Source organism: Saccharothrix ecbatanensis (assembly GCF_014205015.1).
Taxonomy (GTDB): domain Bacteria; phylum Actinomycetota; class Actinomycetes; order Mycobacteriales; family Pseudonocardiaceae; genus Actinosynnema; species Actinosynnema ecbatanense.
The window spans coordinates 7,151,492-7,164,824 of record NZ_JACHMO010000001.1 but is presented as its reverse complement, the minus strand read 5'-3'; the positions used below and the strand labels follow the sequence as shown (position 1 = coordinate 7,164,824).

The following is a 13,333-nucleotide window of genomic DNA, read 5'->3' as shown; positions in this document are numbered from 1 at the left end:
CATTAAGCTGTCCAACAGAAGGACCTGATGCCATTCAGCAGTATGGGTGATGAATCGTGGAGCTTCGACAGCTTGAGTACTTCGTGGCCGTGGCCGAGGAGTGCCACTTCACCCGGGCGGCCCGGCGGATGCACGTCGCCCAATCGGGGCTCTCCGCCTCGATCCGGGCACTGGAGGTCGAGCTGGGCGCGCCGCTGTTCGTGCGCAGCACGCGCCAGGTGGAGCTGACCCAGGCCGGCCGTGCGTTGCTGGTCGAGGCACGGCGTGCGCTGGGCACGATCGACGCGGCCCGTGACGCGGTCGCCGCGGTGCAAGGGCTGCTCCGCGGCACGTTGTCCGTCGGCAGCATCCAGTGCCTGCACGCCGTGCACCTGCCCGCCGTGCTCGCCAGGTTCCACGAACTGCACCCCGGCGTGGAGCTCCGGCTCCGCCAGGCCGGGTCGGGCGAGCTGGTCGACCTCGTCCGAGCCGGACGGCTGGACCTCGCGTTCGTCACGGCCGGGCGGGTGGGTGACGACCTGAAGGTGTCCACCCTGTCGAGTGAGCCGCTGGTGCTGGCGTGCGCGCCGGAGCTGCCGTTGGCGGGACGCGAGTCGGTGCGGCTCGCCGAGCTGGCCGGTCAGCCGTTCGTGGACTTCAACCCGGACTGGGGCACCCGCGACGACGTGGACCGCGCGCTCGCCACCGCCGGGGTGGACCGCAAGGTCGCGGTCGAGGTCAACGACGTGCACTCGTTGCTCGACTTCGTCGGCTTCGGCCTCGGCGTCGCGCTGGTGCCCCGGTCGTTCGCCGGGAAGCCGACCCGTGCGGTGTTCGTGGACCTGGTCGACGCCCCGATGGCCGAGACCGCGGTCGTCACCGCGTCCACCGTGAGCGCTGCCGCGTCAGTCCTGCTGGACATGGTCGTCGAGGCCGGCCGGGGCCTGCCCGTCGCCGGTTAGCCGCCAGCCCGCCGGGTCGACGCGGAACGCGGTGCCCGCCAGCACTTCCAGGTCGCCGATCTGCACGTCGGGCGGCTGGGGCGCGACGTGCAGGAACGTGCCGACCTTCGCGCCGGTGACGTCCACCTTCGACTTGAACGTGGTGTCCTGGAACGAGATGCCGCCCTCGAACCGGCCGTCCCGGAAGTCCACCCGGCCGTGGAACGTGCCGCCGGAGAACAGCGCGGGCTTGGTGAGCACGATCTCGCGGAACGCGGTGATCCCGTAGAACTGGGCCCGCCGGGCGACGAGCCGGCCGAACCGGCGGCCCTCCAGCCGGAAGTACGAGAGGTTCGCCGCGGTCAGGTCCAGGTGGTACTGGGTCTCGTCCGGATCGCTGCCCCACGGCAGGAGGTCCGTGATGAGCCGTTGCGCGGTCATCCGGACCGTCATCTCCCGGTCGTCCTCCGGCTCGACGTCGCCGCGCTCCTTCTCGCCGAAATAGGCCTGGTCCGGGTCGTCGGCCTTCTCGTCGAACGACGGGTGCGTGAACGGCCGCCGCAGGTACGCGCACAGCACGCTCAACACGGTCTGCTTGTACCGGGGCGTGGTGCGGGCCAGCCCGGCCAAGACATGCATCGCACCAACCCTGACCTGGTCGGCGTCGTGGCCCAGCAGCTCGACCGCACGGGCGAACCGCTCGTCGGCGACCTTCTCGCTCTCCAGCCCGAGCCGTTGCCCCTCCAGCTCGTGCCGTGCCTCCTCGGTGCGCCTCCGCCGGTCGTTGAGCCACAGCGCGTACAGGGCGACGATCGCGCCACCGGCCAGCCCGCCGGTCTTGATCGCCTCCGCCTTGGGCTGCTTCGGGTCCACCATGATCAGCACGGCGGTCGTCACGATCGTCACGAGGATCGCGGCGAGCACGCTCGCGACCAACAACCAGCGTCCGCGCACGTCAGCTCCTGACCAGTCCGACGACGCCGCCCTCGCGGCGCTCCACCACCCAGCCATCGGGCAGGACGTTCTCGTGCTCCAGCGACACGTACATGGCGTGCGTGCGCGCCACCGCGTGTTTCGCCAGGTCGAGCTTGAGGCCCCCGCTGAACCGGGCGTTCTCGAAGTCGATCGGCTCGGCGAACTCGCAGCCCTCGAAGCTCACCGGCGCGGTGAACTCCACCCCGGCGAACTTGTTGGGGCCGAGGAACCTCGTGGCGGTGTAGTCGATGTTGTCGTGACACGTGAACCGGCTGAACCACGCCTTGCCGTGGAAGACCATGTGGTGCAGGTACAGCCGCCCGTCGCTCGTCGCGTCGGTGAACCACGCGCCGCCGTGCACGACCGTGTGGTGGAACGAGTTCGACTGCTTGAGGTGCGCCGCACGCAGGGTCAGGCTGCCGACCTGGCGGTGGGAGATGTCGAAGTACTCCAGGTACGCCCTGGTCAGGTCGAGGTCGTAGTGCGGGGTCCCGGCGGCCTTCGCGTCGTCGTGGGGCAGCAGGTCGGCGATCAACCGCTGGGCGGTGAGCCGGACCTCCAGCTCACGCTCGTCCTTGGACTTCGGGTTGATCGAGTCCTTCTCGGCGAACGGGCGCCGCAGGTACGCGCACAGCACGTCGAGCACGGTCTGGGTGTACTCGCCGCGTGACCGGGCCAGGCCGGCCAGCGCGTGCATCGCGCCCACCCGCACCTGCTCGGCGTCGTGCCCGAGCAATTCAACCGATCGGGCGAACCTCTCGTCGGCGACCCTCGACCGGTCGTGGTCGGCCCGCGCGTCCTCCAACTGCTGCCGGGCGACCTCGATCCGCTGCCGCTCCTCGTCGGTGCGCCGCCGCCGGTCGTTCAGCCAGAGCGCGTACAGCGCCACCAGCGCACCGCCCGCGAGCCCACCGGTCTTGACCGCCTCGTTCTTCGGCGCGGTGGGATCGACCAGGACCAACCAGCCCGCGACCAGCATGAACGCCCCGATGGCCCCGGCCAGCGTCGGCATCAGCAGGCTGCCCTTGCGGAGGTGCTGCACCACCAGCAGCACGACCGCGACCACCACGACGACCGCGCCCGCGATCCACAGGTACCCCACAAGGCGGTCATTCTTACCGGTGATCACGTCGGGGAGGGCTGATTCGGAACTCGCGGTGACGGAACGGTGTGATAACTCACCGGATTGGCCCATGATGTGGGTGTCACCGCAACGGTGGGACACGAGTGGCCGAGGAGTGAGTCGGGTGGACAGCGTGGAGCGGCCGACCTGGGCGCCAGGCGACATCGACCTGAGCCGCCCGAGCATCGCGCGGGTCTACGACTACTGGTTGGGCGGCGCGCACAACTTCGCCGTCGACCGGGCCGTGGGCGACAAGGTGCTGGCGGACGTGCCGGTGCTCAGGACCAACATCCTCAACCACCGCGCGTTCCTGCGCCGGGCGGTGCGGTACATGTTGTCGCAGGGCATCCGGCAGTTCCTGGACCTGGGCTCCGGCATCCCCACGGTCGGCAACGTGCACGAGATCGCGCAGGCCGCGGACCCGGGCGCCCGCGTGGTGTACGTGGACATCGACCCGGTCGCGGTCGCGCACAGCCGGGCCATCCTGACCGGGAACGAGCTGGTCGGCGTGCTCCAGACCGACGTGCGGGACGCGCAGCGGGTGCTGAAGTCGCCCGAGGTGCAGGGCTTGCTGGACTTCGACCGGCCGATCGGCGTGCTGATGGTCGCGCTGCTGCACTTCGTCCAGGACTCCGAGGACCCCAACGGCGTGGTGGCCGCCTACCGCGAGGCCGTCCCGTCCGGCAGCTACCTGGCCATTTCGCACGCCGGGTACGAGGAAGGCGAGTGGGATCCCGCCTGGGACGACGCCAAGACGACGTACAACCGCGGCGTCGGCGAGATGCGGTACCGCAAGAAGCGCGAGGTCGAGGACCTGTTCGGCGGATTCGACCTGGTGGAGCCGGGTGTGGCGCGGCTGCCGCTGTGGCATCCCGAGTCGCCGGACGACGTGGACGAGGGCGCCGCGCACTTCCTCGGCTTCGCTGGAGTCGGGCGGAAGCCCTGATGACGGGCCTGAACGGGAACGCCGCTGTCGACCCCGGTCGGCGACCGGCCGTATCCTCTCGGTTGTGGCGGTAGGCCGGCGGACATGACGGAACAGGTTGACCATCGGGTGGCAGCACCGGGCCGATCGAACCTCGACCCCGCCGTACTGGCCGGGGCGGAGGCCTTCGCCCGCACCTGGGCCACCGCGGTGATCGGCAGCAGCTACGTGCCGATGACCAGGGCCGAGGTCGCCGACCACCTCCAGGCGTTGACCGAGGTGCTGGTGCACGCGCTGCACGCCACCCCGTTCCGCACCGCGCCCGGGTACGAGATCGGCGCACGCCTGGTCGAGGCGCACTTCACCGGCACGGACACGCTGGGCCGCACCGTGCAGCTGCTCGGCGACGACCTGCTGGGCGAGCTGGGCATCCGGCCCGACGAGCTGATGCGGTCCCGCCTGGCGGCGCTGCAAGGCGCGTTGGCCGCCGGGTACGCGCGTGCCCTGCGTGAACGGACGCTGGCCGAGCAGGAGGCGATCCGCGCGGCCGTGCTGGACGCCCGTGACCAGGCCGAAGCCGCTCTGCGCGCGTCCGAGGCGCGGTTCCGGGCGATGTTCACCGAGGCGGCCATCGGCATCGGCATCGCCGACATCGAGGGCCGCATCCTGGACGTGAACCAGGCGTTGCAGGACATGCTCGGGTTCAGCGTCGAGGAGATGCGGCAGTACAACATCCGCGACCTGATGCACCCGGAGGACGGCGGCAGCGTCTGGCGGCTGTACGACCAGCTCACCGCGGGCGAGTGCGACCACTACCGGGCCGAGAAGCGGTTCCGCCGGGCCGACGGCGAGCAGGTGTGGACGCACCTGACCCTGTCGCTCGTGCGCGACGACCACGGCGACCCGCAGTACCAGGTGGCGATGATCGAGGACGTCACCGACCGCCACCTGTTGCAGAACCGGCTGCGCTACCAGGCGTTGCACGACCCGCTGACCGGTCTGCCGAACCGGGCGCTGTTCCTGGAACGCCTCGGCCGCGTGTTCAACAACAAGGCACGCCACCGCGCGGGCCTCTGCTACCTGGACCTGGACGGGTTCAAGGTGATCAACGACAGCCTCGGCCACGACATCGGCGACCAGCTGCTGGTCGAGGTCGGCCGGCGGCTGGACCACTCGGTGTCCGGTGAGGGCAAGCTGGTCGCGCGGATGGGCGGGGACGAGTTCGTCATCCTGGTGGAGGGTTCGAAGGACACCCAGGACATCGTCAACGTCGCCGACCGGGTGCTGCGGGAGCTGGAGTCGCCGATCCGGATCGGCGGGCACGAGCTGACCGTGTCGGCGTCGATCGGCATCGTGGAGCGCGCGCTGTCCGGCACCACGGCCGCCGACCTGATGCGCGACGCGGACATCACGCTGTATTGGGCGAAGGCGGACGGCAAGTCGCGCTGGGCCCTGTACAACCCCGAGCGCAACGCCAAGGAGGTCGCCCGGTTCACGCTGTCCGCGACCATGCCGGCGGCGTTGGAGCGGGACGAGTTCTACGTGGACTACCAGCCGTTGGTGCGGCTCGACGACAGCAAAGTGGTGGGCGTGGAAGCCCTGGTGCGCTGGCAGCACCCGGAGTTCGGGCGGCTCGCGCCGGACCGGTTCATCGAGCTGGCCGAGGAGACCGGGCTGATCGTCCCCTTGGGACGGTGGGTGCTGCGGCGCGCGTGCGAGCAGGCGCAGCGGTGGCGGGCGGAGTTCGGCGAGTCCGCGCCGTTCGTCAGCGTCAACCTGGCGGTGCGCCAGTCCCGCGACCCGGAGCTGGTGCGGGACGTGAAGCGGATCCTGGACGAGTGCGCCCTGCCGCCGCACCAGCTGCAACTCGAACTGACCGAGAGCGCGATCATGGGCACCGCCGACGAGCCGCTGGAGGCCTTGCGGGCGTTGTCGGACATGGGCGTGCGGATCGCGATCGACGACTTCGGCACCGGCTACTCGAACCTGGCGTACCTGAAGCACCTGCCGGTGCACGAGCTGAAGATCGCGGGCTCGTTCATGGAAGGCCTGCGTGCGGCGGACGAAGAGGACGCGGTGGACGTCCAGATCGTGTCCACGCTGGTGCAGCTGGCCCACGCGTTGCAGCTCGGCGTCACCGCGGAGGGCGTGGAGACGCCGGCGCAGGCGAAGCGCCTGCACCGGCTCGGCTGCGACACCGGCCAGGGCTGGTTCTTCGCCAAGCCCATGAAGCCGGAGTCGATCGACGAACTGCTGCGCCGTTGAGCGGAACGCCGGGCCGCCAGGCCGCTAGGCCAGGTCCACGACCACCTTCACGTCGTCCTTCTCCCGCACCAGCGCGTCGGTGAACCGGTCCAACGTCACCCGCCGCGTGATCAGGCCGTTCAGCCACGGCCGGCTGGCGTCGGACAGCGCCTCGGCCGCCGCGACGTAGTCGGGCAGGCCCGCGTTGACCGTGCCGACGATCGTCTTGTTGCCCAGCACCATCCCGTCGAACACGCTCGGGTCCAGCGGCACGGGGTCGTGCTCGCCGGAGATGCCCGCCAGCACCGTGACGGACGCCCGGCGCGTGCACTCCCAGATCAGCTGGGCCACCCCGGTGCACTCGATGGCCACGTCCACCTCGGCCGTGACCTTGGCCAGGTCGGAGTAGTACGTCGCGCCCAACGTGGTGACCAGGTCCGGTTTGCGGCCTTCGGTGACCCGGTCGACCACGTGCACCTCCAGACCGCGCTGCACGCCCAGCAACGCCGCCAGCAGCCCGATCGGCCCGGCGCCGGTGATCAACACGGAGCGCACCGGCAGGTGGGACCGCGCGGCGACCGCCGACGCCTGAGCCCACGCCTTCGCCACCACGGACGCGGGCTCCGTCAGCACACCGGCGTCGCCGAGCGTCGGGTCCAGCTTGATCGCGAACTTGGGCGGCACGGTCCAGCGCTGCATGCCGTAGCCGTCGATCTCCTTGATGCCGCGCTCGGTGTACTTGCCGTTGCGGCAGAAGTCCCACGCGTCCACGGCGCACGCCGGGCACGGCTCCGGGTCCGGCCGGCGCACCACACCGGCGACCAGGTCACCGGGCGCGAAGTCCGGCGTCGGGCTGCTGATCACCCGGCCCAGCGACTCGTGGAACGGCACGATGGCGTCCCGGCCCGGCGGCAGCCAACCGAAACCGTCCCGGATGATCTCCACGTCGGTGCCGCACATGCCGACCAGCAGGCCCTCGACCAGCAGCTCGTCCGGGCGGTCGGGATCCTCGCGGTCCACCACCCGGCACGCCTCCGGCTTGCCCGGCACGACCTCCGCCGCCCTCACGCCGCCCCGCCCCGGTGCCGCTCGTCACGGGTGTGGCCGCCGAACAGCACGGCCGCGCTGTTCACCAGGGCCAGGTGGCTGAACGCCTGCGGGAAGTTGCCGCACATCCGCCCGGTATCCGCGTCGTACTCCTCGGCCAACAACCCCACGTCGTTGCACAGATCCACGAGCCGGTCGTACATCGCCACCGCCTCCTCGCGCCGCCCGGCCAACGCGAGCGCGTCGACGTACCAGAACGAGCACGCCAGGAAGCTTCCCTCGACACCGGCCAACCCGTCCACTTCGGACTCGCCGACCTCCGTCTCGTACCGGTCGACCAGATCGCCCCGCTTGAGCACACCGGCGATCGCGTCCATCGTGCCGACGACCCGCGGATCGTCACCCGGCAGGAAGCCCACCGCCGGGATCAGCAACGTGGCCGCGTCCAACGCCGTGCCGCCGTAGTACTGGGTGAACGCGCCCAGCGAGGCGTTCCAGCCCTTCGCCAGCACCTCGGCGTGCACCACGTCGCGCAGCTCGCGCCACCGCTCCACCGGACCCGGCAGGTCGAACTCCTCCACCGCCCGCACCGCCCGGTCGAACGCCACCCACAACATCACCCGGGAGTGGGTGAAGTGCCGGTCCGGCCCGCGCACCTCCCACAACCCCTTGTCGGGCTGCTCCCACACCTTCTCCAGGTGCCGCATCATGCCGCGCTGCATCGCCCACGAGTCCGGCGTCTCACCCAGCCCGCGCTCCCGTGCCAGGTGCAGCGCGTCCATCACCTCGCCGTAGACGTCCAGCTGCAACTGCCGGTAGGCCGCGTTCCCGACCCGCACGGGCTTCGCGCCCCGGTACCCCGGCAGCCAGTCGACCTCCCACTCGACCAGGTGCCGCTCGCCGCCGATGCCGTACATGATCTGGAGGTCCGCCGGGTCACCCGCCACGGCACGCAGCAGCCACTTCCGCCACGCCGCGGCCTCGTCCGTGCAGCCGAAGTTGTCCAACGCCAGCAAGGTGAACGTCGCGTCGCGCAGCCAGCAGTACCGGTAGTCCCAGTTGCGCTCGCCGCCGAACGTCTCCGGCAGCGACGTCGTCGGCGCGGCCACGATCCCGCCCGTCGGCGCGTACGTCAGGCCCTTCAACGTGATCAGCGACCGGTGCACGACGTCCGCGTGCGGCCCGTCGTACCCGATCTTCGAGGACCAGGCCAGCCAGAACGCCTCCGACCGCGCCACCTCGGCCACCGCGTCCACCGGCGCGGGCGGCTCGTCGGGCGAGTAGGCGAACTCCATCACCCAGGACAGTCGTTGGCCGGCGGAGATGGTGAACACCGCCTCGTGCGCCCGTTGGCCCTGCACCCGGAACGGCAGCCGGTCGCCGTAGAGCGCCACCGCCGACGGTCCGGCGAGGGCGACGATGCACTCCTGACCGTCCCGTTCACCGCGCCGCACCCACGGCACCGAGTCGGCGTAGGCGAACCGCAGCACCCACCGCATCGACATCTCGACCTGCCCCGACACGCCCTCCAGCACCCGCACCACGCGCGTGTCGGCGTCCCAGTGCTCCTGCTCGGGCGGCATCGTGTCGATCAGGCGCACCACGCCGTCGACGGTCTCGAACTCCGTCTCCAGCACGAGGCTGCCGTCCCGGTAGGACCGTCGCACCGAGACCACCTCGCCCGTCGGCGCGATCCGCCAGTGCCCGTCGTCCTCGGTGCCCAGCAACCGCGAGAAGCAGGACGGCGAGTCGAACCGCGGCATGCACAGCCAGTCGATCGACCCGTCCAGCCCCACCAGTGCCGCCGTCCGCAGATCCGACAGCAGCGCGTAATCCTCGATCCGTCCAGGTCCTGTGTCTCCCACCTCGCCGAGGCTACGTACCCGCGTTTGACCGTGCGCGCTGTCGAGCGCGTTGTCCGCAAGTCGTCTTACGGGTGACGTCGATCCGATACGTTAGGCCCCATGCGCCGTGTCGTGCCGCTCATCGCCGCTCTGGCCCTGCTCGGGGGCTGCTCGCAATCCACGGACGGGAACGCCAACGCCGGTGGTTCGACGCCGACGACCACCGCCGGCCAGACGTCCAAGTCGGGCAGGCCGTCCTCGTCCTCGACCTCGAAAGAGCCGGTCAAGCGCCCGAAGACGATCAACATCGAGGCCGTCGACCCGTGCACGCTGCTGACTGAGCCGCAGCGCTTGGAGTTCGGCCTGGACCGGCCGCCGCAGCCGGGTGGCGTGCCGGACAAAGAGAGCTGCACGATCAGCCGCGACGACCGGAAGTACTTCGTCGGCCTCATCACCGACTCCACCGCGGGCGTCGACGACTACGCCAAGTCCGCGGGCAAGGTGACGAAGCTGGAGGTCGGCGGCTTCCCCGCGCTGATGACCGAGTCGACCACCGAGCTCGGCGTCTCCTGCTCCGTCGCGGTGGACGTCTCCGACGGCCAGGTGGTCGACGTGCGGGCGAGCAGCGTGGGCGAGACCGACATGACGACGCTGTGCCAGGTCGTCCAGCCGGTCGCGGCGGCCGTCGTGGCCAATGTGAGCAAGTAGAAAACTTTCCCCTTTGCAGAGGGAACCGCTCACTCGTGTCGTACATCAGAGCTAAAGTCATCCCAGATGCACACGCTGGGGTATGTGCAGCACTGAGGAGGGGTGTGCCGTGTTCATCGCGGATGGTGGTGGCGGAGGATCGACGCCGACGACGCTGCCCGACTACGCCGGTGCGCAGCGGAAGCTCAGCATCGATCCGTCGGCGATCCCGGCCGCGCGTGAGGTGTTCGTCAGGGCGTTGGACCAGCTCGACACGAAGCTCTCCGATGCGATGACGCAGCTCCAGGCCAGGCCCTGGGCAGGCGACCCGGTGAGCAACGAGACCGCCGAGCGGTTCAACCAGGACACTTTCCAGTCCGGTGACACGGCCGGCGTGGTGGCGCTCAAGGCGTACCGCGAGCAGCTCAAGGGCGTGGTCGACCAGCTCACCGCCATCGAAGCCGATTACCGGCGCGTCGAAGGCGACAACACCGCGTCCTGGGGACGCGTCCACAACGGCTGACCTGCTGACCTACGCACCCGAGGGGGGCGAGCACTATGGGTGACCACCGCTGGCGCGGGTATGCCCACCCCGATCTGCACCGCATGATCAACGAGGGTCCGGGCGTTGCCGCGTCCCGGCCGCTGGAGGACTCCTGGAAGGGGTTGTCCGAGGCCCTGGGCGAGATCGACGTCTCGATCAAGGAAGGGCTCGCCAAGCTCGGCGCGAGCTGGGAAGGCGACGCCGCCGACACCACGACGGCCACGCTGTCGCCGCTCGCTGCGTGGGCGGAGGACGCCCAGCAGGGTTCCAGCACGATGGAGACGTCCGCCCAGTTGCAGGCGGACTACATCGCGAACGCCCGCAAGGAGATGCCCGAGCCGCTGCCGGTGACGACCGAGGCGCCGTCCATCGGTGACGCGATCGTCGGCGGGCTGACCGGTCCGGTCGGCATGATGCACGTCATCCAGCAGCAGCAGGACCACGAGCGGCAGGAAGCGGCGCAGGACAACGCCGAGGCCAAGGCCGTCGAGGTGATGAACAACTACCAGTCCAGCAGCGAGTGGAACGCCGACACGCTGGGCAAGTTCGTCCCGCCGCCGAAGGTCGTGGTCGACACTCCGCCGCCGGCGGGCGCGGGCGAGTACAACAACACGAGCGCGAGCTACAACAACACGCCGACGTGGACGTCGCCGAGCGACAAGGGTGGCACCACGAACACGTCGTGGGCGCCCCCGCCGACCGGCACGCCCGTCGCCCCGGTCAACCAGATCCCCGGCACGCCGGGCGGCACCACCCACACCTCGTGGGCGCCCCCGCCGACCGGCACGCCGCCGACGCCTCCACCGACGTTCACGCCGCCGGTGAACCAGCCCGTCCCGACCGCCAAGCCGCCCATGGCGTTCCCGCCACCGGCCTGGACCCCGCCGAAGCCCCCGACCACCGGCCCGCAGGTCCCGCCGAGGGTTCCGACCGGGCCTGTCCAGGGTCCGCGTCCGGGTGTGCCGAACGGTCCGCGTCCCGGTATGCCGGGCATGCCCGGTGGCCCCGGTGGTCCCAACGGCATGCGTCCCGGTATGCCGGGTGGTATGCCCGGAATGCCCGGTGGTCCCGGCGGTATGCCCGGCGCCAGTAACCCGGCCGGTCTGCCCGGTCGCGGTGGTGTGGCGGGTCCCGGCGGGTTCGGTCCCGGCGCGGGTGGCCCCGGCGCCGCCGGTCGTCCGGGTGCGGGCGGCGCGGGCATGGCCGGTGGCATGGCCGGCGCCCAGGGCGGCAACGGCGAGGACGACATCGAGCACAAGGCAGCCGACTACCTGGTCGAGACGAACGACGTGTTCGGCGACGACCGGCTCGTCGCGCCGCCGGTGATCGGCGAAGCGCCGCAGCAGTGATCGTCCGGAGGACGGGCTCGCGTCGATTCCGGCGCGGGCCCGTCGTCCGGTGTTCAGGGGACGGGGATATCGGGTGACGTATTTCGGGGGGCCTGCCGAGCGGGAGCCGATCGAGCTCGCCGCCGAGGAGTTCGACGTGCTCTGGGAGCGCCTGGACCTCGGGCAGATGCCGCTGGTCATCAAGGTGCCCTCGCCCGGCAAGACCCACCAGGAGCGCGCCGAGCTGGAACGGCGCGTGTGGGCGAACATCGGCGCGCGGGGGCTCGGCGGGCCGACCGGCCTGCACCCGGAGCTGGACTACCTGCTGCGCCTGTTCTCCCGGCCCGAGCGCGAGCTCGACGGTCGCGTGTGGATCGGCAAGAGCGTGCGGGTGCTGGCCGTGGCGAACGGCGACTTCGGCGCGGTGGCCACGTTGACGGACAACCGGTTGACGTTCAGGCGCGCGGCGGGCGGTGGCCTGCCGTCGGCCGTGCTGGGCGCGCTGCCCGCGCACCCGGCCGGGACCGGGCACTCGGTGACGATGCCCAGCGCCGATCTGGAAGCGGCGGTCAAGAAGTCCGACGGTTCGCCGAAGAGCCTGGAGAACTCGTTGCGGGAGTTCGGGGTGCGGCAGGAGGACGCCGTCACGCTGGTGAAGATGTTCACCGGTCTCGTGCACACGGGGAACTTCGGCGCGGCGGCCCGGGACAAGTACGGCAAACGGTGCCGACCGGATCGCGTGGTCGCGTTCTTCGACACGGAGGAAGGGCGTTACCTCCAGCAACGGCGTGCGACGAGCGGGTCGGAGCCGTGGAGCACGTTCACCCCGACCGATTCCCGCCGGCTGGCGCACCAGCTGGAAGAACTGCTCGGCGAAGCCGTGCGTTCCGCGAAGATCTGATCCTGTTCTGATCCTGTTCTGTCCATTATGGACAGCCCGTTGGCGTTAACCTGAGCGGATGCCGTCCAAACCCGTCGACCCCCACGAACTGCGCGCCGCGGTCGAGGCCGTGCTGCCCTGGCTGGCCGGCGAGTCGGACCAGCCGTCCCGCCCTGTCCTGGCCGCGGCGGTGCGCTTGACGTTGCGGACGTTGGAGCAGGTCGCCCCGGGCCGCAGCGTGGAGGTGCGGGTGCCGCCGTTCGCCGCCGTGCAGTGCGTGGCGGGCCCTCGCCACACCCGTGGGACACCACCCAACGTGATCGAAACCGACCCGCGCACGTGGCTGGAGCTGGCCGTGGGCAGGTTGGGGTGGACGGAAGCCCTGGACACCGCCAGGGTCACCGCGTCGGGCAGCAGGGCCGATCTCTCAACCCTCCTCCCCGTCCTCCGCTTCTAGCTAAGCTCGATCGTGTGAAGGCGCTCAAGGCGTGTGTCGCGGTTCTCGCGGCCGGGGCTCTCCTCGTCGGTTGCAGCAACTCGTGGGAAGAGGAAGTCCGGTTCAAGGTCACCAGCATCACTCCTGAGCGACAGGTGACGCCCGGACACACCTCCCCTCCGCGCGTCGTGATGGCTCTCGACCAAGACGATCCGGACGCCCTCGTGCCGCTGAACAAGGCGTCCGCGGAGATCGACCAGTTCCCGGCGGGGATCAAGGTCGGTGACGTGGTGATCTGCGAGGTTCGCCAGGACGAGAAGAACAACCTCGACGGCCTTGAGCCCGAGTCCGAAGTCGGGCCGTGCCGGAAGCCGTGAGCG

Annotated in this window: 13 protein-coding genes; 9 read left to right on the top strand and 4 right to left on the bottom strand. The window is 70.6% G+C overall.

Annotated features, from left to right (window positions below; translation table 11 throughout):
* Positions 1-56: 56 nt before the first annotated feature.
* Complete coding sequence (locus F4560_RS31025; protein ID WP_184926147.1) at positions 57-941, top strand: LysR family transcriptional regulator; 885 nt, start codon at positions 57-59, stop codon at positions 939-941.
* Here F4560_RS31025 and F4560_RS31020 read toward each other — a convergent pair.
* On the bottom strand, positions 885-1,874 hold the full coding sequence (locus tag F4560_RS31020) for a pentapeptide repeat-containing protein (RefSeq protein ID WP_184926145.1): 990 nt from the start codon (positions 1,872-1,874) through the stop codon (positions 885-887). The two genes, F4560_RS31025 and F4560_RS31020, sit on opposite strands and share 57 nt — an antisense overlap.
* Before the next feature lies 1 nt (position 1,875).
* Positions 1,876-2,997, bottom strand: coding sequence for a pentapeptide repeat-containing protein (locus tag F4560_RS31015; protein ID WP_376775364.1), 1,122 nt, complete (start codon positions 2,995-2,997; stop codon positions 1,876-1,878).
* 145 nt (positions 2,998-3,142) lie between these two features.
* On the opposite strand from F4560_RS31015, the gene F4560_RS31010 reads away from it, so the two are divergent.
* Both F4560_RS31010 and F4560_RS31005 read left to right on the top strand, forming a co-directional pair.
* A complete protein-coding gene (locus F4560_RS31010) occupies positions 3,143-3,964 on the top strand; it encodes an SAM-dependent methyltransferase (protein WP_312869581.1) in 822 nt (273 codons plus the stop codon).
* A gap of 84 nt (positions 3,965-4,048) precedes the next feature.
* Complete coding sequence (locus F4560_RS31005) at positions 4,049-6,208, top strand: putative bifunctional diguanylate cyclase/phosphodiesterase (RefSeq protein ID WP_184926141.1); 2,160 nt, start codon at positions 4,049-4,051, stop codon at positions 6,206-6,208.
* A gap of 24 nt (positions 6,209-6,232) precedes the next feature.
* Here the strand turns inward: F4560_RS31005 and F4560_RS31000 are convergent, their stop codons facing one another.
* Positions 6,233-7,255: an alcohol dehydrogenase catalytic domain-containing protein gene (locus F4560_RS31000; RefSeq protein WP_184926139.1), complete on the bottom strand. Its 1,023-nt coding sequence runs from the start codon at positions 7,253-7,255 to the stop codon at positions 6,233-6,235.
* Positions 7,252-9,099 (bottom strand): glycoside hydrolase family 15 protein, encoded by a 1,848-nt coding sequence (locus F4560_RS30995; protein ID WP_312869580.1) that lies wholly within the window; start codon positions 9,097-9,099, stop codon positions 7,252-7,254. The genes F4560_RS31000 and F4560_RS30995 overlap by 4 nt, the downstream gene beginning before the upstream one ends.
* Before the next feature lie 99 nt (positions 9,100-9,198).
* Between F4560_RS30995 and F4560_RS30990 the strand changes: the two genes are divergently transcribed.
* The 6 genes from F4560_RS30990 to F4560_RS30965 all read left to right on the top strand — a co-directional run bounded on the left by F4560_RS30990 (position 9,199) and on the right by F4560_RS30965 (position 13,330).
* The gene (locus tag F4560_RS30990; protein ID WP_184926137.1) at positions 9,199-9,786 is read left to right on the top strand and encodes a DUF3558 domain-containing protein; all 588 of its coding nucleotides are present in this window, start codon (positions 9,199-9,201) and stop codon (positions 9,784-9,786) included.
* A 109-nt stretch (positions 9,787-9,895) separates the two neighbouring features.
* Complete coding sequence (locus F4560_RS30985) at positions 9,896-10,288, top strand: transcriptional regulator (RefSeq protein ID WP_184926135.1); 393 nt, start codon at positions 9,896-9,898, stop codon at positions 10,286-10,288.
* Between the two features lie 35 nt (positions 10,289-10,323).
* A complete protein-coding gene (locus F4560_RS30980; RefSeq protein WP_184926133.1) occupies positions 10,324-11,658 on the top strand; it encodes a PPE domain-containing protein in 1,335 nt (444 codons plus the stop codon).
* Positions 11,659-11,731: 73 nt separating this feature from the next.
* Positions 11,732-12,538, top strand: coding sequence for an ESX secretion-associated protein EspG (locus tag F4560_RS30975; protein ID WP_184926132.1), 807 nt, complete (start codon positions 11,732-11,734; stop codon positions 12,536-12,538).
* Positions 12,539-12,596: 58 nt separating this feature from the next.
* Positions 12,597-12,974 carry a sterol carrier family protein gene (locus tag F4560_RS30970; RefSeq protein WP_184926130.1) on the top strand — a complete coding sequence of 126 codons (378 nt, stop codon included), beginning with the start codon at positions 12,597-12,599 and terminating at the stop codon, positions 12,972-12,974.
* A 14-nt stretch (positions 12,975-12,988) separates the two neighbouring features.
* Positions 12,989-13,330: a hypothetical protein gene (locus F4560_RS30965; protein WP_184926128.1), complete on the top strand. Its 342-nt coding sequence runs from the start codon at positions 12,989-12,991 to the stop codon at positions 13,328-13,330.
* The last annotated feature ends 3 nt before the right edge of the window (positions 13,331-13,333 follow it).

Excerpts from the sequence above, each read along its gene's own strand:
- F4560_RS30990 (WP_184926137.1), top strand. The coding sequence starts at position 9,199 with ATGCGCCGTGTCGTGCCGCTCATCGCCGCTCTGGCCCTGCTCGGGGGC.
- F4560_RS30970 (WP_184926130.1), top strand. The coding sequence starts at position 12,597 with ATGCCGTCCAAACCCGTCGACCCCCACGAACTGCGCGCCGCGGTCGAG.
- F4560_RS30980 (WP_184926133.1), top strand. The coding sequence starts at position 10,324 with ATGGGTGACCACCGCTGGCGCGGGTATGCCCACCCCGATCTGCACCGC.
- F4560_RS31005 (WP_184926141.1), top strand. The coding sequence starts at position 4,049 with ATGACGGAACAGGTTGACCATCGGGTGGCAGCACCGGGCCGATCGAAC.